We start from the raw sequence: 19177 nt of genomic DNA, 5'->3' as shown, positions 1-19177 counted from the left end.
TCGAAATGACTACACCACACATTCTTTATACACAAAAGGAGCGAATTTAAATGTCAATGATTACAGAGATTTACGCACGCGAGATTCTTGATTCACGCGGTAACCCAACAGTAGAAGTAGAAGTTTATACAGAAGATGGCGGTTTCGGTCGCGCACTCGTACCATCAGGTGCATCAACTGGTGAGCACGAAGCAGTCGAACTCCGTGATGGCGACAAAGCACGTTACCTCGGAAAAGGTGTTTTGAAAGCTGTTGATAACGTCAACGAAAAAATCGCACCAGAAATCATCGGTTACGATGTCTTCGACCAAGCTGGAATCGACAAAAAGATGATCGATCTCGACGGTACGAAAAACAAAGGTAACTTCGGCGCTAACGCAATCCTTGGTGTTTCTATGGCTGCTGCACGTGCTGCTGCTGATGAGCTTGGTCTTCCACTTTACACATACCTCGGTGGATTCAACGCGAAAACATTACCAACACCAATGATGAACATCATCAACGGTGGATCACACGCAGACAACAACGTGGACTTCCAAGAGTTCATGATCATGCCTGTCGGTGCTCCAACATTCAAAGAAGCACTTCGTATGGGTGCTGAAATCTTCCACGCGTTGAAATCAGTTCTTAGCGGAATGGGTCTTAACACAGCAGTTGGTGACGAGGGTGGATTCGCTCCAAACTTGAAATCAAACGAAGAAGCAATCACAGTTATCCTTGAAGCAATCGAAAAAGCTGGCTACAAAGCAGGCGAAGATGTTTACCTTGCAATGGACGTCGCTTCTTCTGAGTTCTACGATAAAGCAGCTGGAACATACAACCTCGCTGGCGAAGGCAAAGTCCTCTCAACAGAAGAGCTTGTTGAATTCTACGCACAACTCGTTGACAAATACCCAATCATCTCAATCGAAGATGGCTGTGACGAAAACGACTGGGATGGTCACAAACTTCTTACAGATCGTATCGGACACAAAGTCCAACTCGTTGGGGATGACCTGTTCGTAACGAACACTGAGAAACTTGCTGAAGGTATCGAAAAAGGCATCGCTAACTCGATCCTCATCAAAGTTAACCAAATCGGTACGTTGACTGAAACATTCGACGCAATCGAAATGGCTAAAAAAGCTGGTTACACAGCTGTCGTTTCTCACCGTTCTGGTGAAACTGAAGATTCAACGATCGCTGACATCGCTGTTGCGACAAACGCTGGTCAAATCAAAACGGGTTCACTTTCACGTACAGACCGTATCGCGAAATACAACCAACTTCTCCGCATCGAAGACATGCTTTCAGACGTTGCTGTCTACGACGGAATCAAATCATTCTACAACCTCAAGAAGTAATTTCAGGTTGATCGTTTGAATAAGCTATAAGGAAAACCTCCTATTCGTGTGATACGTACACACGGATAGGAGGTTTTTTACATATCAAGCGATGTCAAACGCGAAAATCCCTTTTGTCATCAAAACTAAAATGAACTGTCAAAAAATTGATTTATCTCATTAGACGGCTAAAATGTTATACTCATAAATAAGTGCAAATTAAATAGTTATAGCGATTAATTACACCTTAATCAATGAAGGTGAAAAATACGTTTAAAGGAGATACGATCATGTTAAATTCAGATTTAGATATCCGTTTAGAACCACGTATTCAAGAGTTATATCGACTGCATAAGGAACGTTCAGCTAATATTGACTGGAGCTACCACGAGTTCATTCCATGGGATAAGGCGATGTCGTTTAAACGCGTTCCTTGGGATGAGAGCCAAGTCACGCTTCCGGAAGGTGTCATCGTAGCAATCGAGACGGCATTACTGACAGAAGTCAACTTACCATGGTATACGTCACACTTAGACTATACATTCAAGAACTCGATGGAAGTCATCAATGATTTCGTCCGGACGTGGACAGCGGAAGAAGATCAGCACTCGAACTTACTCGAGACATATCTACTCGTCACGCGAAACGTCAATCCGACACGACTCCATCAACTGAGAAAACGTGTTGTTGAGAACGGCTGGTTCCCGGACTTCACGAACCCGTTAGCGACGATGGCATATACGTCACTGCAAGAGTTAGCGACACTTGTCTTTTATAACAACGTCGCGAAAATCGCAGGGGCACATGACAAGGACTTAGCAACGCTACTCCGTCGTCTAGCGAAGGACGAAGCACTGCATTATGCGTTCTATCGTGACACGGTCAAAGCACACCTAGAGCTTGACCCGAACTTCATCGTCTTCTTCGAAGATGTCATCATCAACTTCTCGATGCCAGGTGCTGTCATGCCGGACTTCACGGAACGCATGAAGACGATTGCCGTCGATACGAACTATGGACCACTCCAATACTTCGACCAAGTATTAGACGTCGTCGTCAAATACTGGGGCATCGCCGATTTGGAACCGACAAGCGAAGAAGCGAAGCAATCTCAAGCGAACATCATGAAGTATCACGGACGTTTGAAGCGCATCAAGGAGCGTCAGGAACGCCAACTCGAAAAAGCGAAGCTCGACGTCTAAGGAGGCAATGAACATGAAGTGTGAAATCTGTGGAACCGAAACGAACAACCAAGTCAGTTACTTGGAACTCGATACGTGGGAATTCAACTCATTGAACAAAGAAGCAAAAGACTTTTATCCGATTTGTTTTGATTGTTTTGATAAACATACGAACCATTTCATCGATCAGGAAATGGATCTGGAGTTACGAAAAAAACGTTCACAAATGGTCAACAAAGAAGTAGAAGCCGAAATCGAAGCGATTCTTGAGGTCGAGAATTAAGGAATCTTCTTCATAGAAGTATAACCGGTAGTGCTTCGGCTCTACCGGTTTTTTACGTCTATAAAAAAGCAGCTATTTCTTCTTTCACGCAAACACGTGCACGTGATGGAAGAAATAGCTACTTTTTAATATGAAATCAATCTTCAATAAACGTAACGAGATAATGATGAGGGGAATGAAGGGGTGCACGGGTCACGAAAAAATCTGGGAGATCTACATCGATTCCAAGTTCACGTAGTGTATCCGGCTCCAGACATTCTTGAACGAGACGCTTAATATCCTGTAATAATTCATCATGCAGGTTCGCTTCCTTTGGAAAGGCGCGCTTCGCATCGTCGCGTAATAATAATACGATCGGCGGTAGCCCCCGCAATAGGTCGACTTGAAGAGGCTGCTGATGACGTTCGAAATAATCATTCAGACAACTGACGACCCTCATCGAGTGTTCTTCTTTCATCCGATCCCAACTCTCTGTATGTGACTGTAACTCTCTAGCTATTCCCTAATTGAAGCGAGGATATGCAGGGAAACTGGAAATGAAGCATTACGAGGACACTGTTCGGGGTACAACTAGAGGGAAGGGGGAATCGACATGCTATTTCGTTTTTTGTTTTTAGGGCTTGATACGTCGATTGGTGACATCCCGTTGCGCCTCATCTATTTTACGGAACTCATACTATTCATCGGTTTGTATCAAATCACGAGCCGATTTTCACGTCAGAGTCTGATTTTGGGAACGGTACTCGGAATTGGCGGACTGATTGCCATCTTACCCGGTGCGCTCTATATCATCCGTTATAATCCGGAGGATGCCGTCATCGATGTCACGTTCCTATTGATTTATTTATTTGAGCCGCTAGCAATTGTTGCGTTCTTTGTTGCTTTGATTCGACGTTTGTTCGTGGAGCGAAAAAGAGCCGGGAAAGCAAAGAGATGAAAGTCTTGTCAGCTAGACTCCGATTGTTCGTTGATTTCCGTCCAAGACGTCGCTTTCCGCGGACGGAAGGCAAGTCTTCTCGTCGCGTGCGCTCCTGCAGGTTCTTGTCTATTCCGCTCTTCCCGCAGGAGTTTCCGTCTTTTTCGGAAATCAACAATCTAACCTAACGTGCTACTGAGAGGACAAGAAATACACCGTAAGATGGCGTGACGCTGTCTTGCAGTGTATTTGCGTATGCATCCAAATACTTTCTTTCAATAGTGTAAGGGAGAGTAACTGGAAGAATATTCTATAATAGAGGGAGAGCGAAATCAGATATTAGTTGGTTTCGTAAGATCCTGATGATTATAGGAGTGAGTTTCGTGCATAAAGTGTTGTTTGGTTTATCTGTCTTAAATAGTCTCTATATTACGAATAACTTATTTACGTATTCCGATAGTTTTTTAAATGCGCCTCTGGGCATCACGACCGTCATTGCCGTGACATTGATGTTTCTGAATGACAGCGTTAAAAAAGATAAACCGTCACTATACACGAAAGCGACGGATGGGTTAGGATTCATTAATATTTTGATTGGTCTCTCATTGATCGTCTTTATTTAAGACATGATTCGTGCATGATCATATGGAATGATCGTAAGTCTGATGCGGTGTCAGGCTTCTTTTTTATGGTCCAATCCAAGGGCTCGAAAAAAATAAAATATATTTTATATAAAAAAGATTGATGTGTAACCGGTTACACAATATGATGATTCTTGTAAGCGTTATCAAAAGAAAGAGGTGGCGAAACATGTCGACCATCCGGGAAGTAGCGAAAGCGGCACATGTCTCCGTCGCGACGGTCTCACGCGTCATGAACGAAAAGGGTTATGTCAGTGAGAAATCGCGTAAGGCGGTGCTTCAGGCAATCAAACAATTGGATTATCGACCGAACCGGGTCGCGCGATCGTTGTTCCAAAAACGATCCGGATTGATCGGTTTGATCGTTCCAGACATCACGAACCCATTCTTCCCACAACTCGCACGGGCTGTGGAAGATATGGCACATCAACATGGTTTTCAAGTCATTTTGTGTAACACAGACGAACAGTTTCAGAAAGAACGCGAATATATCAAGTCACTCGAGGCGATGCATGTCGACGGATTAATCATCACGACGAACTACTCGAACAATCCGAACTATGAAGAACTCGAAGTGCCGGTCGTAGCGTTAGACCGTGTGTTACAAGGAGCGATTCCGACGGTGACCTCAAACGGATACGAAGGTGGGAAGAAGGCGGCATCATTTTTACTTGCATCTGGTGCGACGGAACTGGCCGTCATCAGCGGTCCATCGAAACTCCCGACGATCAAGAAACGACGGGATGGCTTCGAAGAGATTGCCGGAACGCATCTCGTTGCAAGCATCGAGTCACCGTTCCACTTTCAAGGGTCGCTCGATGCCGCGAATTATCTGTTTGATCACTATCATTGCAACGGGATCTTTGCCGCGAGTGATGTCATTGCCGCAGCAACGGTGCAGGTCGCTGCGGAACGCGGGATCACGATTCCAGACGAGCTACAAGTGATCGGCTATGACGGGATCGAACTCGGACAAATGATTTCACCACCGTTGACAACGATTGCGCAGCCGATCTATCAAATGGGGGAACTAGCCGCGAAACTCCTGATTCAGCGGATTGAAGGCACACCAATTGCCGCCGTCCATCATGAGTTGACGGTTGAGATCATCGAACGGGAAACGACGAAACGGAAGGATGAGGAAGCATGAAACAAATCAGTGTCATCGGCAGTATCTCGATGGATCTCGTCGTTGAAAGTAAACGCCGCCCAGGCGCAGGCGAAACGGTCATCGGGGATGCCTTTCATACCGTACCGGGTGGAAAAGGTGCAAACCAAGCGGTGGCAGTCGCGCGTCTCGGCAGTACCGTCGAAATGATCGGTTGCGTCGGCAGTGATGCGAACGGTGAAGCCATCCGCGAAAACTTCAAGACGCAAGGGGTACAGACGACGCACTTGCAAACGATTGAAGGCGAACGGACGGGCACGGCACACATCACGCTCGCTGAAGGCGACAACTCGATCGTCGTCGTTCAATCTGCCAACCAACATGTGCGATTTGCGGATGATGCACTCGCACCGATTCTCGCAGACAGTGAAATCATCTTACTCCAGCTCGAGATTCCGATCGAAACGGTCGAGACCGTTTCTCGCGAAGCACATGCAGCCGGCATACCAGTCGTCTTGAATCCAGCACCGGCGAGGTCACTCAGTCCGGAATTGATTGAACACGTCACATACTTAACGCCAAACGAACATGAATGTGGCTTGATCTTCGGACAAGACCAGCCGATCGAACATTGGCTGATGGAATACCCGAATAAACTGATCGTGACCGAAGGTAGTCGCGGGGCACGCTTCTATGACGGAGAGTCGATCGTGACAATTCCTGCGATCGAGACGACCGTCGTCGATACAACGGGAGCAGGGGATACGTTCAATGGCGCCTTAGCCGTTGCGTTAACGGAAGGACAACCGCTCGTCGAGGCAATTCGTTTCGCGAACCGGGCAGCCGGCTTATCCATCCGCGCACTCGGCGCACAAGGCGGGATGCCGACACGGGATCAGATGGAGGGAGACGCATGAAGAAACACGGTATCTTAAACAGTCATATCAGTAAGGTCCTGACCGATCTTGGTCATACCGATACGATCGTCATCGCTGATTGCGGCTTACCGATTCCAGAAAGGGTCGCACGAATCGATTTAGCACTGGAACTCGGCACACCATCATTTCTCGACGTCGTCCGTGTCGTCGCCGGTGACATGGCGATCGAACAGCTGACTCTGGCAACGGAGATTAAGGAAGCGAATCCAGACGTCCTCGAGCAACTGGAAGCCATGCAGATCGAGACGACGTTCGTTTCGCACGAGGAATTCAAGAAACAGACACAGCAGGCGAAGGTCATCATCCGGACCGGAGAAGCGACACCGTACGCAAATGTCATCTTCCATTCCGGCGTAATCTTTTAAGGGGGTCATGCGATGCGTATCGAGATGACAGGTATCAAAAAAGCATTCGGTCCCGTCCCTGTCCTGAAAGGGGTCGACTTCGAACTCGCTGCGGGTGAGATCCACGCCTTGATGGGAGAGAACGGTGCCGGGAAATCGACGCTGATGAAGATTTTGACCGGTGTTCATAAAGCGGACGCAGGCACGATCCGCGTCGATGGACAGGACGTCGAGTATAAGAATCCGAAGCTTGCCGAAGAGGCGGGGATTGCCTTCATCCATCAGGAACTAAACATCCTCCCGGATTTGACGGTGACGGAGAACTTGTTCCTCGGACGGGAGTTGAAGTCACGCTTTGGGATTCTCAAGCAAGGGGAGATGAAGCGGCAGGCGGAACGTGAACTCGCGGAATTGAACGTCTTCATGGACGTCGACCAGCTTGCTCGGACGTTATCAGTCGGTCAACAACAGATGATTGAAATCGCAAAAGCTCTGATGACGGATGCGAAGGTCATCATCATGGATGAACCGACAGCCGCACTAACGGAGCGGGAAATTCGTGCCTTGTTCAGCGTCGCGACGGCACTGCGCAACCAAGGTGTCTCGATCGTCTATATCTCACACCGGATGGAGGAAATCTTTGAGCTTTGCGACCGGATCACGGTCTTACGGGATGGAATTTCCGTCTCGACACACGCGATTCCCGAGACATCGTTTGAACAGATCGTCCGGGAGATGGTCGGTCGTGAGATGGGGGAACGGTATCCGGATCGTGATGTGTCGATCGGTGCGACTGTTCTTGAGGTCAAACAGGCGAGCGGAAAACGGTTCGACGATGTCTCGTTCTCCGTCAAAGCAGGCGAAATCATCGGCTTCTCTGGTTTGATGGGTGCCGGTCGGACGGAAGTCATGCGCGGATTGTTCGGGGTCGATCGCCTGAAAGACGGGACAATCGAACTGAACGGACAATCGCTGAAAATCAAGACACCGTACGACGCGATCCGCCAAGGCATCGGCTTTTTGACCGAGGATCGCAAAGGCGAAGGATTGTTCCTCGACTTTTCACTGCGCGAGAACATCTCACTGCCAACGATTCGTTCGTTATCAAGATCCGGTGTCATCAAGGATCAGGCAGAACGTGATTTCGCAGAAGGATACTTGAAGTCACTCTCGGTCCGGCATAGCTCGATGGACCAGCCGGCGAAGTCCCTATCCGGGGGGAACCAACAGAAGGTCGTCCTTGCGAAGTGGCTCGGAACACAACCGAAAGTCTTGATCCTCGACGAACCGACACGTGGTGTCGACGTCGGGGCGAAGAAAGAGATTTACCTCATCATGAACGAACTCGCTGCGGCGGGGGTCGCGATCATCATGGTCAGCTCGGACCTTCCGGAAATTCTCGGGATGAGCGACCGCGTCTACGTCATGCGCGAAGGCAAGATGAGCGGCATGTTGACACGACAGGAAGCGACGCAAGAAAGCATCATGACACTTGCGACAGGAGGACAATGATATGGAATTGATGCAAGGCAAGGTAACGGAAGCAAAACCGAGACGTCTTGGGATCGGACAAAAGCTTGGACCACTCGCAGGATTGTTCGCGATCGTCCTCGTCGTCTCGATCATGGAACCGGACTTTTTAACATTGAATAATTTATTTAACATCTTACGTCAAGTCTCGATCAATGCCTTGATTGCCTTCGGGATGACGTTCGTTATTCTGACGGGTGGGATTGATTTATCAGTCGGCTCGATTCTTGCGCTATCGTCCGCCTTCGTCGCGGGTCTGATGACGGATGGAACGTCAGCGTTGATCGCTGTTCTCGCCGGATTGATCGTCGGAGCTGTCATGGGTGCCTTGAACGGGATGGTCATTTCACTCGGGAAAGTCGCACCATTCATCGCGACCCTCGCGACGATGACGATCTTCCGCGGCTTGACGCTCGTCTATACGGACGGGAAACCGATCACTGGTCTAAGCCAAGGCGGCTGGTTCGAACTGTTCGGACGCGGTTACTTCTGGATCTTCCCAGTACCTGTTCTGACGATGTTGATCGCCTTTGCGGTTCTCTACTTCATCTTGAAGAAGACGACGTTCGGTCGTTATACGTATGCGATCGGCGGTAACGAAGAAGCAGCGAAATTGATGGGGATTCAAGTCAATAAAGTCAAAATCATGATTTACTCACTCTCAGGTTTGATGGCAGCACTCGCCGGCATCATCCTGACGTCCCGTCTGAACTCGGCACAGCCGACGGCGGGGACATCGTACGAACTCGATGCCATCGCAGCGGTCGTCCTTGGTGGGACGAGCCTGTCAGGTGGTCGTGGCTGGATTGTCGGTACCTTGATCGGTGCCTTGATCATCGGAACACTGAACAATGGTCTTAACTTGCTTGGTGTTTCCTCGTTCTTCCAACTCGTCGTCAAAGGTTTAGTCATTTTGTTCGCGGTACTCGCGGACCGGAAACAAGCAGCGTAACCCATATTCCAAAAGGAGGATCTACAGATGAAAAAACTACTTGCAGTCGTCATGATGGCACTAATGGTCTTTGCAGCCGCTTGTTCGACGGAACAGCCAGGCAGCAACAACGGTGATACGAAAAAGAAGACGAAGGACTTCAAGATTGGTCTTTCGATTTCAACCCTCAACAACCCATTCTTCGTCTCGTTAAAAGAAGGGGCAGAACAAGAAGCAAAAGCACAAGGCGCAACACTTCAAGTCGCGGATGCGCAAGATGACGCGGCAAAACAAGCAAGCGACATCGAAGACATGGTTCAAAAGAAAGTCGATCTCATCTTGATCAACCCAACGGATTCAGCAGCAGTTGGTGCAGCCGTCCAAACAGCGAACGATGCGAACATCCCTGTCATCACAGTTGACCGCAACGCAGAAGCAGGCGACGTCGTCGCACACATCGCGTCAGATAACGTCGCAGGTGGGAAACAAGCAGGTGAGTTCATGATCGAACTCGTCGGCGATAAAGCAAAAGTCGTGGAGCTCGAAGGGATTCCAGGAGCATCCGCAACACGCGACCGTGGTAAAGGATTCCATGAAGCAGTCGACGGTAAACTTGACGTCGTCGCAAAACAAGCAGCAAACTTCGACCGGGCAAAAGGTTTGTCGGTCATGGAGAACATCCTCCAGAACAACAAAGACATCAAAGCCGTCTTCGCACACAATGATGAGATGGCACTCGGTGCGGTTGAAGCATTAAAAGCAGCGGGTCTGAACGATGTTAAAGTCATCGGCTTCGATGCGACAGATGATGCCGTCAAAGCTGTCAAAGACGGAAAAATGGCAGGAACGATCGCTCAAAAACCGACTGAGATCGGGAAAATGGGTGTCGAGACAGCGATCAAGCACTTAAAAGGTGAAACAGTCGAGAAGAACATACCAGTCGACCTCGAATTGATCAAACAATAAGAAGACAGGACACCTGAGTCGACGATTCAGGTGTCTCTTTTCGTCGGGCAGAGCAGGCAGGAAAAAGTTCCTAAATCTATTCCTTGTTCCCGTACTTGTTTTTCTCTATAATGAAAGAAGCGTATATTACTGAAGGAGGATCATCGATGATCATTCATAACGTGGCTCTTGTCGGCCTCATCGTCGTTTCCGTTCTTCTCATCATCGTCGTTCTATTGATGTCGGGTCGTACGACTGGACTCGGAGCATTGACGGGTGGAGCAGAACAATTATTTGGTCGCCAAAAAGCTCGTGGCTTGGATGCGGTCCTAAATCGTGTGGCGTCTATCTTAGGAGCATTACTCTTCATCTTGGCGTTACTCGTCGCTTTTTATAAGTGAGCACTGAAACGACAGCCGTATGATCGCGCTGTCGTTTTTTGTATTTCTCGATATTCATTTTTTCCGGATATGGGGTATAGAGTTAGAGGGGGAATCATTTTATGAAAATCACTTTACCGAAACCATTCTTTTTCGAAGCCGGCCCACGTGCCGTTTTACTATTACACGGATTCACGGGATCGAGCGCGGATGTCCGCATCCTCGGTCGCTATTTACAGAAGCAGGGCTATACGTCCCTCGCACCACAATATAAAGGGCACGCTGCCCCACCCGAAGAGCTGACGAAGACCGGGCCAGCCGACTGGTGGCAGGATGTCCTTGCCGGATATCAAGAACTCGTCGATAAAGGTTATGACGAAATCGCCGTTTGCGGACTGTCGCTTGGTGGCGTCATGTCGCTGAAGTTATCGATGAACCGTCCGGTCAAAGCGGTCATCCCGATGTGTGCACCCGCCTACATCAAAAGTGAAGAAGTCATGTATGCAGGAGTCACCGAGTACGCACGAGAATTCAAGAAGCGAGAAGGCAAATCGCAAGAAGAGATCGACCACGAGATGGCGTCCTTCGAACCGATGCCGACCTTGAAGGACTTACAGGAACTGCTGCGCGAGACACGCGATTCGCTTGAGGATGTCTACGCACCGACGCTCGTCGTCCAAGCGCGCAACGATCACATGATCAACACCGACTCCGCGAACATCATCCATGATGGAGTCAGTGCCTTCCAAAAAGAGTTGATCTGGTATGAGAACTCAGGTCACGTCATTACGCTCGACAAAGAAAAAGACCAGCTCCACTCTGACATCTTGGACTTCCTGGAGTCATTGAACTGGAGCAAGTAACTGGAGGTGTCACGTTGGAATTACGTGAACGAATACTAACGGTCATCACGACGGAAGAACGTCCGTTGTCGATTGATCAATTAACGAAAAAACTAGAACTAGCGGATACGGACGCATTCAAGGAATTGATCCGGACGCTGAACGCGATGGAAGACGAAGCGTTGATCGCCCGGACACGCTCGAACAAGTACGGAACGCTCGCGCAAATCGGTCAAGTCGCAGGGAAGATTTCCGTCCACCAACGCGGATTCGGTTTCGTCTCACCGGAAGACGGCTCAGAAGGTGACATCTTCTTGCCAGCACCGGAACTGAAGAACGTCTATAACGGCGACCGTGTCCTCGTCAAAGTGTTTGCCGAGTCAAACGGCGGCGACCGTCGTGAAGGGAAACTGCTCAAGATTCTCTCACGCGGACCAGCCGATTTCGTCGGGACGTTCGTCAGTCCAAAAGGACGGATCGAATCGATCGCTTATATCGAACCGGATGATACGAAATTAACGTTCTTACCGGTCGTTGCGAACGACGATACGCTCGGTGCTGTCGATGGACATAAAGTTCTTGCCCGAATCACGAAGTATCCGGATGGACGTTACGCTGGAACGGCGAAAGTTTTGAAAATCATCGGTCACAAGAATGATCCAGGCGTCGACATCTTATCGATCGTCCATAAGCACGGGATCAACGTCGACTTCTCACCGGAAGCGATCGCTGAGGCGAATGCTGTACCGGATCAAATCGATGAGAAGGATTTAGTCGGACGCGTTGATCTACGGAACGAATTGACGGTGACGATTGACGGAGCGGACGCAAAAGACCTCGATGATGCGGTTCACGTCAAGAAGTTAGCGAACGGCAACTTTGAGCTTGGTGTCCACATCGCTGACGTCTCGCATTACGTTAAAGAAGATTCAGCACTCGACGAAGAAGCGCGTGAGCGCGGAACAAGTGTCTATCTCGTTGACCGTGTCATTCCGATGATCCCGCACCGTCTATCGAACGGGATCTGTTCGCTCAACCCGCACGTCGATCGGCTGACGCTCAGCTGTATCATGGAAATCGATGCGAACGGTGCTGTCGTCAACCATGAGATCTTCCAGAGTGTCATCAAGACGACAGAACGGATGACGTACACGGATGTCCGGAAAATCATCGAACGCGAAGACGAAGAAGTGATCGCGAAGTACCAAGATCTCGTCGAGTACTTCGACAAGATGGCGGAACTCGCAGCAATCCTCCGTGAACGTCGCTCTCGTCGTGGGGCGATCAACTTTGACTTCCCAGAAGCGAAGGTCCTCGTCAACGAAGAAGGCAAGACGAGTGAAATCATCCTCCGCGAACGGTCGGTCGCTGAGAAGCTGATTGAAGAGTTCATGCTCGCAGCGAACGAAACGGTCGCCGAGCACATCCAGCGTCAAAAACTGCCGTTCATGTACCGGATCCACGATGAGCCAAAAGCAGAACGTCTCGATACGTTCTTCAAGTTCATCGGCAACTTCGGGATCAACGTCGAACGTAAGGGTGAGTCAGTCGCACCGAAAACGTTGCAATCAATCCTCAATGCCGTTGAAGGTGAGCCGGAAGAAGCGGTCGTCAGTACGGTCATGCTCCGTTCGCTCCAACAAGCGAAATACGACATCGAACCGATCGGTCACTTCGGTCTGTCGACGGACTACTACACGCACTTCACGTCACCGATTCGTCGGTACCCAGACTTAATGGTTCACCGTCTGTTGCGTGAATATGTCATCTACAACGACAAGTCACAGAAGACGCAAGACCGTTACTCGGAGATCCTACCGGAAATCGCTGATCATTCGTCAAAACGCGAACGTCGTGCGGTAGATGCGGAGCGGGAAACGAACGCCTTGAAGAAAGCCGAGTATATGGAGCAACACATCGGCGAGACGTTTGAAGGCGTCGTCAGTGGCGTGACGAACTTTGGAATGTTCGTCGAATTGCCGAACACGATTGAAGGACTCGTCCACATTCAAGCGATGACGGATGACTTCTATCGCTACGATGAAGCGAACTATCAGTTAATCGGTGAGCGGACGAAGCAACAGTTCCGGATCGGTGATGTCGTTGAGATCAAGGTCACGAACGTCAACATCGATGAACGGACGATCGACTTCAGTGTCGTCGGGATGCCAGAACGGCAGCCGAAGAAACGGTTCGAGTCGAAGACAATCCGCTCAAGCGGTGGACGTCCGGGACAAAAACGCGATGATAAGAAGAAAGACGACCGTCGCGGTAAGTCAAAACGTCCGGGTAAGTCGAAGGACCAGTCGAAAGGCAAAGGCTTCGCGCTGAAAGACAAAAAGGATAAACCGCCATTCCATAAGGCGGTCTCGAATAAGAAACGGAAGCGCAAATAAGCGCTTCCGCATCGGAAATGTGGTGAATGAACATGCCAAAGGGAACAGATTCGAAAGTCTTAGCGAACAACAAACGGGCCTCGTTCGATTACGCGATCGAGGATACGATTGAAGCCGGTCTCGTCTTGACGGGAACGGAGATCAAATCGGTCCGTAAAGGAAAAATCAGTATCGGGGACGCGTTCGTCCGGTTCGACGGGGGAGAAGCGATTCTTTGGAACTCGAACATCGCCCACTTCGAACAGGGGAACCGGTACAACCATGAGCAGCTCCGCCCACGGAAGCTGTTGCTGCACAAGAAACAGATCGCGAACTTGATCGGTGCGGTTTCACGGGACGGCTATACGATCGTACCACTGAAGGTCTACATCAAGAATGGATACGCGAAATGCTTGATTGGACTCGGACGCGGGAAGAAGAAATTCGATAAACGTGACGATCTGAAGAAGAAGGATGCGAAGCGTGATATCGACCGAGCACTGCGTGATAAGCAAAAGTATTGAACCCGTAACACTTTTCTGCTAGAATATTAGTATTCGGAAAGCCCCAATTTATTATCTTGGGGACGTTACGGATTCGACGGGGGTAGTTCGGTCTTCTGTGGCGTGTCGAGGGGTCGGCCTCGTTAAAACGCACCAGCCATAACTGGCAAAACTAACACACAACTCGCAGCAGCTTAATTGCCGCTACGGATCCTAGCAGCCGTCGCCTGGTCGGCTGATTTCTAGGGTCTCACTTTAAACAGGCTACGCTTGGACCCTTCCGTCTGGAGGGAAAGAGAAGAGATGGAATCAGACTGGTCGGACGGACGCCTGTCAATTGGCAGCCTGACGACGAGATCCCAATAAATTGACTACACACGTAGAAGCTTAAGTATACGATGCCTTCGGACGTGGGTTCGACTCCCACCGTCTCCATACGACGAAATCAGTGGATTTCAAAAAAAGTGTCACACCAATTGAGGTGTGGCACTTTTTTACTTAAAAATTAAAGTATATTTAGATTTATCATAAAAATCCACTTCATTAATATATATGATTAAATACAAATACATTTATTAAATTAGGTACTAAAATTAAAACTACAAAATCTTTATTCACAGTTTGTGATTTTTATGGATATAAAGTAAAATAATAGTGTTGCGTATTGATTAGAATCGCAAAGGAATTGTTTCAACTTGTCAACCAGATAATCTCCTGAGGCGTCAAGAAGCACTGCGGCGACCCAGTAGAAGATTCTGTTCGTCATTTCTGAATCATCTCCTATATTCATCACAAGTACTACATGATGACTGTACAATAATTGTTTATTTGGGTCCGATTGCTGTTTTCATCCTAATGATTAGAATAGTGATTGATTTTTATTTATGCTGAGAAGGCGATTTTTAATAGACCCGGTTAATGTCTTCTTAGCTCTAAATTAAAGGAGCCTGTAATCATGGAAACTTTAGAAAGATTTAAAAATTATCATCCAAAAAATTATTTACATATTGATAGAAAAATTTTTATTGGAAACATGTACACTCCGACTCATAATAAAACAATAAGAAGGCGTGCTTTTGAACTGGTTCAAGATAAAGAATATGTTCAAAAGCATGCTTTTTTACCATTTATACATTACAGTATAGATTTGAAAAAATATACATTTATAGAAGGTCATGATAATAAAACTTTAAAAATACTTAAAACAAGAAGTAATGAATTTAATCAAGGACAATATAAATATGTAAAGCCCAAAAAAAGAGAGATTTATTATGCATCACATTTTGATAGTTACATATATAAATACTATGGTGAACTTTTAAATATGTATTATAACGATTTTGCTATAAAACATAGTATTGATGAATGCTCGATTGCTTATAGGGATAATAAAAAAGGGAAAAACAATATACATTTCTCTAAAGAAGTTTTTTAGTTTATTTTAAAACAAAAAAATGCATTAATTATTGCTTTAGATTTTTCTTCTTTTTTCGACAATATATCTCATCACGAATTAAAAAGTTCTTTAAAACAATTGTTGAACGTCGGAGAATTGCCTGCAGATATCTATAATGTATTTAAATCAATTACAAAATTTAGGTATTTAGAAAAAGAAGACCTTGATAGATATTTGATATCTGTAAAAAATGAAAAAGACATAAATATAGATAGGTTAATACAAGAGGAACAAATAAAAAACTATATGAGTATGCATACTTTTAGAAATTTAATTAAATCTAATAAACTAAAAGTTTATCCTGAAACCCCAAAAACATTTGGTATTCCTCAGGGTTCTGGAGTAAGTTCTGTTTGTTCTAATATTAGACTGATGAAATTTGATATAGAAATGAATGAATGGACTAATAAATTAAATGGCTTGTATAGAAGATATTGTGACGACTTAATTTGGATAATTCCTGATGTCGACGAACAACAGATGGATCAAATAAAAAATGAAATTTATGAAAAAATTTCTGGATATAAAGACTTAAAATTACAAAAAGAAAAAACTATATTGCTTAATTACTCTGATAGAAAAATGACTACTCTTGAGGGTCAATCATCTAAGTTAGATTACTTAGGATTTGTATTCGATGGTAATTCAATAAAGATTAGGGAGAAAAGCTTGTTCAAATATTATAATCGTGCCTATAGAAAAACTAGGATTTTAGCTAAAAAACACTATGTTTACAACAGAAATGCTTATATGAAAAGTCTTTATGGTCTATATACTCATTTAGGAATGAACTATAAAGGCTATGGAAATTTTATTTCATATTCTTATAAAGCAGAAAAAATAATGAAGGAACTTCCTGTTGATGTTCAAATTAGGCAGCAAGTAAAAAGACATTGGTATAAAGTAAATAAAAGGCTTAAAGATAACAAAGAAATGTATAGACAAAATTTAAAAAATTAGTCGTATATTTTAATATTAATTATAATTTTAGATTGATGAGGTGTAAAACATGATACGACGTGCTACGTTGATGGACGGAAAGGCCTTATCGGACTTATTGCGACGAATTGATCGGGAAACGAAATATATGTTGTATGAGCCGGAGGAACGTGTCCTGTCAACGGAACAGGCGGAAGCGTTTATCGAGAAGTTCGGTCAGGCTGCGAACTCAGACATCTTCGTCGTGGACGTCGATGAGCAACTCGTCGGGTATGTGCTCGTCGTTGGTGGTGAACCGAGTCGGATTCGTCACCGGGCGAATCTCGTCATCGGCTTACTTGACGCCTATACGGGTCGTGGGCTCGGTGCAGGATTACTTGAAGCGGTTGATGCCTTTGCGATTGAAGCAGGACTCGTCCGACTCGAGTTGACGGTTCGCAAAGATAACTTGCGGGCAATCGAGCTCTATCATAAGTTTGGCTTCAACATCGAAGGAACACGCATCGCGTCGCTCTTCATCGATGGCGAATACGTCGATGAACTGGCGATGTCGAAGGTTTATACAGTGGAAGAATCCTAAAAAAGATGCTCAGTGGACTTATCTCTAAAAAGAGACGAGACCGTGAGCATCTTTTTCATTGCGATATTTTATGTTGTTCGAAATCAATCTCCAGGACGTTTTTCGCATAATCCTTACCCCAGTCATACATCGCATCTAAAATAGGCATTAAGCTATGACCGTGCGGCGTCAACGAGTATTCGACCTTCGGTGGTACGACCGGATAGACTTCCCGGTGAATGATGTGGTGGTCTTCGAGTTCCCGTAGTTGATTGACGAGCATCCGTTGCGTGATGCCGGGCATCAGACTTTTCAGTTCCCCGAATCGTTTCGTCCCTTCCTTGCCTAAGTGCCAAAGAATGAGCATCTTCCATTTGCCCCCGATGATCGAGAGGGTCAATTCCTTCTCACAGTTAAACTGACGGTCTTCAAAATGTGGCATCGTTCCACCTCCTGTTCCAGTATAGTCTTTCTTCCAGTTGACAGTATACTTTTCCGCACTATGTATGAAAAACCGCACTATGTAAATTAAAAGTGCGTACTTCTCAAGAATGCTCCTGCGGATTATATTTAGTCCTGTTCCTTCATGAACGTTTGAAGGAAGTGTCAGGTACGACAATACAGAGAAGAATGGGAGAGATACAAAATGAAATTACAACTCGCAATTGATTTAGTCGATACAGCAGGTGCGATCGCTTTAGTCAAAGAAATTGGAGAAGACAATTTAGATATCGTTGAGATCGGCACACCGGTCGTCATCAACGAAGGGCTCCGCGCTGTCAAAGAAATGAAAGAAGCATTCCCGAACTTAACGGTCCTCGCTGATTTGAAAATCATGGATGCTGCTGGCTACGAAGTCAGCCAAGCTGTCGCACATGGTGCCGACATCGTGACGATCCTTGGTGCAGCGGAAGACATGTCGATCAAAGGGGCAGTCGAAGAAGCGAAAAAATCAGGCAAACAGATTCTCGTCGACATGATTGCTGTGAAAGATATCGCAACACGGGCGAAAGAACTTGATGCGTTGGGCGTCGACTACATCTGTGTCCACACAGGTTACGATTTGCAAGCAGTCGGTCAAAACTCATTTGAGGATCTTGCGACAATCAAGTCAGTTGTGACAAATGCAAAAACAGCTGTTGCGGGTGGCATCAAGATGGAGACGTTACCGGAAGTCATCGCTGCACGTCCTGATTTGATCATCGTCGGTGGCGGAATCACAGGACAAGATGATAAACAAGAGACAGCGTCAACGATGCACCGGATGCTACAAGAGGCGTAAATGACACACATTCAAACGATTATCGAAGAGCTGACTTCGACGGTCGAAGCAATCGATGCGACCGAGACAAAAGAACTGGCAGATGCTGTGCTGCAAGCGAACCGGATTTTTCTCGCAGGAGCCGGCCGCTCCGGCTTAATGGGAAAAGCGTTCGTCATGCGGCTGATGCACATGGGACTCGATGCTTATGTCGTCGGCGAAACGGTCACGGCGAACTTACGTGAGGGTGACGTGTTAATCGTCGGTTCCGGATCGGGTGAGACGAAAACGTTGGTACCAATCGTCGAGAAAGCACAGCAACTCGGTGGAACGATTGCCGTTGTCACGATCAGTCCGACGTCGACGTTAGCACTACTTGCAGACTTAGTCGTCAAACTGCCCGGAGTTCCGAAAGAACGAACGGCATCAGCGGACGAGACGGTGCAACCAATGGGCTCATTGTTCGAACAGACGATGTTGTTGTTCTATGATGCCTTGATTCTGCAGATCATGGAAGACAAACAGCTCGATTCGCAAACGATGTACGGGAAACACGCCAATTTAGAGTGAAACTAGCATATAGATGAAAAAGATGAGTTCTCTTCTTTATAGAAAGAGATTTCATCTTTTTTGTTATAAATAAACAATTAATTACATAAAAGTAAGTTCAATTATTTTGCGTGGTATAATTAGGTTTCTCATTATTCCTGTAAAGAGGTGGTA

At 46.7% G+C, this 19177-nt stretch carries 22 protein-coding genes and 1 other RNA gene; 21 read left to right on the top strand and 2 right to left on the bottom strand.

Features of this window, described 5'->3' with window-relative positions; all coding sequences use genetic code 11:
* Positions 1-50 precede the first annotated feature (50 nt).
* The 3 genes from eno (at position 51) to L985_RS13295 (ending at position 2786) form a co-directional block, all read left to right on the top strand.
* Positions 51-1343 carry a phosphopyruvate hydratase gene (eno, locus tag L985_RS13305; RefSeq protein ID WP_023469213.1) on the top strand — a complete coding sequence of 431 codons (1293 nt, stop codon included), beginning with the start codon at positions 51-53 and terminating at the stop codon, positions 1341-1343.
* Positions 1344-1612: 269 nt separating this feature from the next.
* On the top strand, positions 1613-2524 hold the full coding sequence (locus tag L985_RS13300) for an acyl-ACP desaturase (protein ID WP_029342476.1): 912 nt from the start codon (positions 1613-1615) through the stop codon (positions 2522-2524).
* 13 nt (positions 2525-2537) lie between these two features.
* Positions 2538-2786, top strand: coding sequence for a hypothetical protein (locus L985_RS13295; RefSeq protein ID WP_231925650.1), 249 nt, complete (start codon positions 2538-2540; stop codon positions 2784-2786).
* A gap of 136 nt (positions 2787-2922) precedes the next feature.
* On the opposite strand, the gene L985_RS13290 is transcribed toward L985_RS13295, so the two are convergent.
* Entirely contained in the window at positions 2923-3225 is a 303-nt protein-coding gene (locus L985_RS13290) for a hypothetical protein (protein ID WP_235609834.1), read from the bottom strand.
* 153 nt (positions 3226-3378) lie between these two features.
* On the opposite strand from L985_RS13290, the gene L985_RS13285 reads away from it, so the two are divergent.
* The 16 genes from L985_RS13285 (at position 3379) to L985_RS13210 (ending at position 17214) form a co-directional block, all read left to right on the top strand.
* On the top strand, positions 3379-3723 hold the full coding sequence (locus L985_RS13285; protein ID WP_029342473.1) for a hypothetical protein: 345 nt from the start codon (positions 3379-3381) through the stop codon (positions 3721-3723).
* A 362-nt stretch (positions 3724-4085) separates the two neighbouring features.
* Positions 4086-4325 (top strand): hypothetical protein, encoded by a 240-nt coding sequence (locus tag L985_RS13280; protein ID WP_029342472.1) that lies wholly within the window; start codon positions 4086-4088, stop codon positions 4323-4325.
* Between the two features lie 187 nt (positions 4326-4512).
* Positions 4513-5493, top strand: coding sequence for a LacI family DNA-binding transcriptional regulator (locus L985_RS13275; RefSeq protein WP_029342471.1), 981 nt, complete (start codon positions 4513-4515; stop codon positions 5491-5493).
* Positions 5490-6368 carry a ribokinase gene (gene rbsK / locus L985_RS13270; protein ID WP_047393332.1) on the top strand — a complete coding sequence of 293 codons (879 nt, stop codon included), beginning with the start codon at positions 5490-5492 and terminating at the stop codon, positions 6366-6368. The genes L985_RS13275 and rbsK overlap by 4 nt, the downstream gene beginning before the upstream one ends.
* Positions 6365-6754 carry a D-ribose pyranase gene (gene rbsD / locus L985_RS13265; RefSeq protein WP_029342469.1) on the top strand — a complete coding sequence of 130 codons (390 nt, stop codon included), beginning with the start codon at positions 6365-6367 and terminating at the stop codon, positions 6752-6754. The genes rbsK and rbsD overlap by 4 nt, the downstream gene beginning before the upstream one ends.
* Positions 6755-6766: 12 nt before the next feature.
* Positions 6767-8245 (top strand): sugar ABC transporter ATP-binding protein, encoded by a 1479-nt coding sequence (locus tag L985_RS13260; RefSeq protein ID WP_029342468.1) that lies wholly within the window; start codon positions 6767-6769, stop codon positions 8243-8245.
* 1 nt (position 8246) lies between these two features.
* On the top strand, positions 8247-9215 hold the full coding sequence (rbsC, locus tag L985_RS13255; RefSeq protein ID WP_050678685.1) for a ribose ABC transporter permease: 969 nt from the start codon (positions 8247-8249) through the stop codon (positions 9213-9215).
* Positions 9216-9242: 27 nt separating this feature from the next.
* Positions 9243-10160 (top strand): ribose ABC transporter substrate-binding protein RbsB, encoded by a 918-nt coding sequence (gene rbsB, locus L985_RS13250; RefSeq protein ID WP_029342466.1) that lies wholly within the window; start codon positions 9243-9245, stop codon positions 10158-10160.
* Between the two features lie 146 nt (positions 10161-10306).
* Positions 10307-10540 (top strand): preprotein translocase subunit SecG, encoded by a 234-nt coding sequence (secG, locus tag L985_RS13245; RefSeq protein ID WP_023469201.1) that lies wholly within the window; start codon positions 10307-10309, stop codon positions 10538-10540.
* Positions 10541-10641: 101 nt separating this feature from the next.
* A complete protein-coding gene (locus L985_RS13240) occupies positions 10642-11382 on the top strand; it encodes an alpha/beta hydrolase (protein ID WP_023469200.1) in 741 nt (246 codons plus the stop codon).
* Positions 11383-11396: 14 nt separating this feature from the next.
* The gene (gene rnr, locus L985_RS13235) at positions 11397-13757 is read left to right on the top strand and encodes a ribonuclease R (protein ID WP_047393336.1); all 2361 of its coding nucleotides are present in this window, start codon (positions 11397-11399) and stop codon (positions 13755-13757) included.
* Positions 13758-13789: 32 nt separating this feature from the next.
* On the top strand, positions 13790-14260 hold the full coding sequence (gene smpB / locus L985_RS13230) for an SsrA-binding protein SmpB (RefSeq protein ID WP_029342464.1): 471 nt from the start codon (positions 13790-13792) through the stop codon (positions 14258-14260).
* 58 nt (positions 14261-14318) lie between these two features.
* Positions 14319-14677: a transfer-messenger RNA gene (gene ssrA / locus L985_RS13225) on the top strand.
* 517 nt (positions 14678-15194) lie between these two features.
* The gene (locus tag L985_RS13220) at positions 15195-15674 is read left to right on the top strand and encodes a hypothetical protein (protein ID WP_052169445.1); all 480 of its coding nucleotides are present in this window, start codon (positions 15195-15197) and stop codon (positions 15672-15674) included.
* Positions 15675-15677: 3 nt separating this feature from the next.
* The gene (locus tag L985_RS13215; RefSeq protein ID WP_335583435.1) at positions 15678-16655 is read left to right on the top strand and encodes a reverse transcriptase domain-containing protein; all 978 of its coding nucleotides are present in this window, start codon (positions 15678-15680) and stop codon (positions 16653-16655) included.
* A 49-nt stretch (positions 16656-16704) separates the two neighbouring features.
* Positions 16705-17214 carry a GNAT family N-acetyltransferase gene (locus L985_RS13210; RefSeq protein WP_047393340.1) on the top strand — a complete coding sequence of 170 codons (510 nt, stop codon included), beginning with the start codon at positions 16705-16707 and terminating at the stop codon, positions 17212-17214.
* A gap of 55 nt (positions 17215-17269) precedes the next feature.
* Here the strand turns inward: L985_RS13210 and L985_RS13205 are convergent, their stop codons facing one another.
* Positions 17270-17635, bottom strand: a complete 366-nt coding sequence (locus L985_RS13205) for a transcriptional activator HxlR (RefSeq protein ID WP_047393344.1) — start codon at positions 17633-17635, stop codon at positions 17270-17272.
* Between the two features lie 204 nt (positions 17636-17839).
* On the opposite strand from L985_RS13205, the gene hxlA reads away from it, so the two are divergent.
* Together hxlA and hxlB are read left to right on the top strand one after the other, a co-directional pair.
* Entirely contained in the window at positions 17840-18475 is a 636-nt protein-coding gene (gene hxlA, locus L985_RS13200) for a 3-hexulose-6-phosphate synthase (protein ID WP_047393348.1), read from the top strand.
* Complete coding sequence (gene hxlB / locus L985_RS13195) at positions 18476-19024, top strand: 6-phospho-3-hexuloisomerase (protein ID WP_047393350.1); 549 nt, start codon at positions 18476-18478, stop codon at positions 19022-19024.
* Positions 19025-19177: the final 153 nt, after the last annotated feature.

Source organism: Exiguobacterium sp. ZWU0009 (genome assembly GCF_000798935.2).
GTDB lineage: Bacteria > Bacillota > Bacilli > Exiguobacteriales > Exiguobacteriaceae > Exiguobacterium_A > Exiguobacterium_A acetylicum.
The sequence above is the reverse complement of the archived record's forward strand: the minus strand, read 5'-3'. Positions and strand labels throughout refer to the sequence as shown.

Coding starts and splice junctions, on each gene's coding strand:
- eno (WP_023469213.1), top strand. CDS start 51: ATGTCAATGATTACAGAGATTTACGCACGCGAGATTCTTGATTCACGC.
- L985_RS13300 (WP_029342476.1), top strand. CDS start 1,613: ATGTTAAATTCAGATTTAGATATCCGTTTAGAACCACGTATTCAAGAG.
- L985_RS13295 (WP_231925650.1), top strand. CDS start 2,538: ATGAAGTGTGAAATCTGTGGAACCGAAACGAACAACCAAGTCAGTTAC.
- L985_RS13290 (WP_235609834.1), bottom strand. CDS start 3,225: ATGAGGGTCGTCAGTTGTCTGAATGATTATTTCGAACGTCATCAGCAG.
- L985_RS13285 (WP_029342473.1), top strand. CDS start 3,379: ATGCTATTTCGTTTTTTGTTTTTAGGGCTTGATACGTCGATTGGTGAC.
- L985_RS13275 (WP_029342471.1), top strand. CDS start 4,513: ATGTCGACCATCCGGGAAGTAGCGAAAGCGGCACATGTCTCCGTCGCG.
- rbsK (WP_047393332.1), top strand. CDS start 5,490: ATGAAACAAATCAGTGTCATCGGCAGTATCTCGATGGATCTCGTCGTT.
- rbsD (WP_029342469.1), top strand. CDS start 6,365: ATGAAGAAACACGGTATCTTAAACAGTCATATCAGTAAGGTCCTGACC.
- L985_RS13260 (WP_029342468.1), top strand. CDS start 6,767: ATGCGTATCGAGATGACAGGTATCAAAAAAGCATTCGGTCCCGTCCCT.
- rbsC (WP_050678685.1), top strand. CDS start 8,247: ATGGAATTGATGCAAGGCAAGGTAACGGAAGCAAAACCGAGACGTCTT.
- rbsB (WP_029342466.1), top strand. CDS start 9,243: ATGAAAAAACTACTTGCAGTCGTCATGATGGCACTAATGGTCTTTGCA.
- secG (WP_023469201.1), top strand. CDS start 10,307: ATGATCATTCATAACGTGGCTCTTGTCGGCCTCATCGTCGTTTCCGTT.
- L985_RS13240 (WP_023469200.1), top strand. CDS start 10,642: ATGAAAATCACTTTACCGAAACCATTCTTTTTCGAAGCCGGCCCACGT.
- smpB (WP_029342464.1), top strand. CDS start 13,790: ATGCCAAAGGGAACAGATTCGAAAGTCTTAGCGAACAACAAACGGGCC.
- L985_RS13220 (WP_052169445.1), top strand. CDS start 15,195: ATGGAAACTTTAGAAAGATTTAAAAATTATCATCCAAAAAATTATTTA.
- L985_RS13210 (WP_047393340.1), top strand. CDS start 16,705: ATGATACGACGTGCTACGTTGATGGACGGAAAGGCCTTATCGGACTTA.
- L985_RS13205 (WP_047393344.1), bottom strand. CDS start 17,635: ATGCCACATTTTGAAGACCGTCAGTTTAACTGTGAGAAGGAATTGACC.
- hxlA (WP_047393348.1), top strand. CDS start 17,840: ATGAAATTACAACTCGCAATTGATTTAGTCGATACAGCAGGTGCGATC.
- hxlB (WP_047393350.1), top strand. CDS start 18,476: ATGACACACATTCAAACGATTATCGAAGAGCTGACTTCGACGGTCGAA.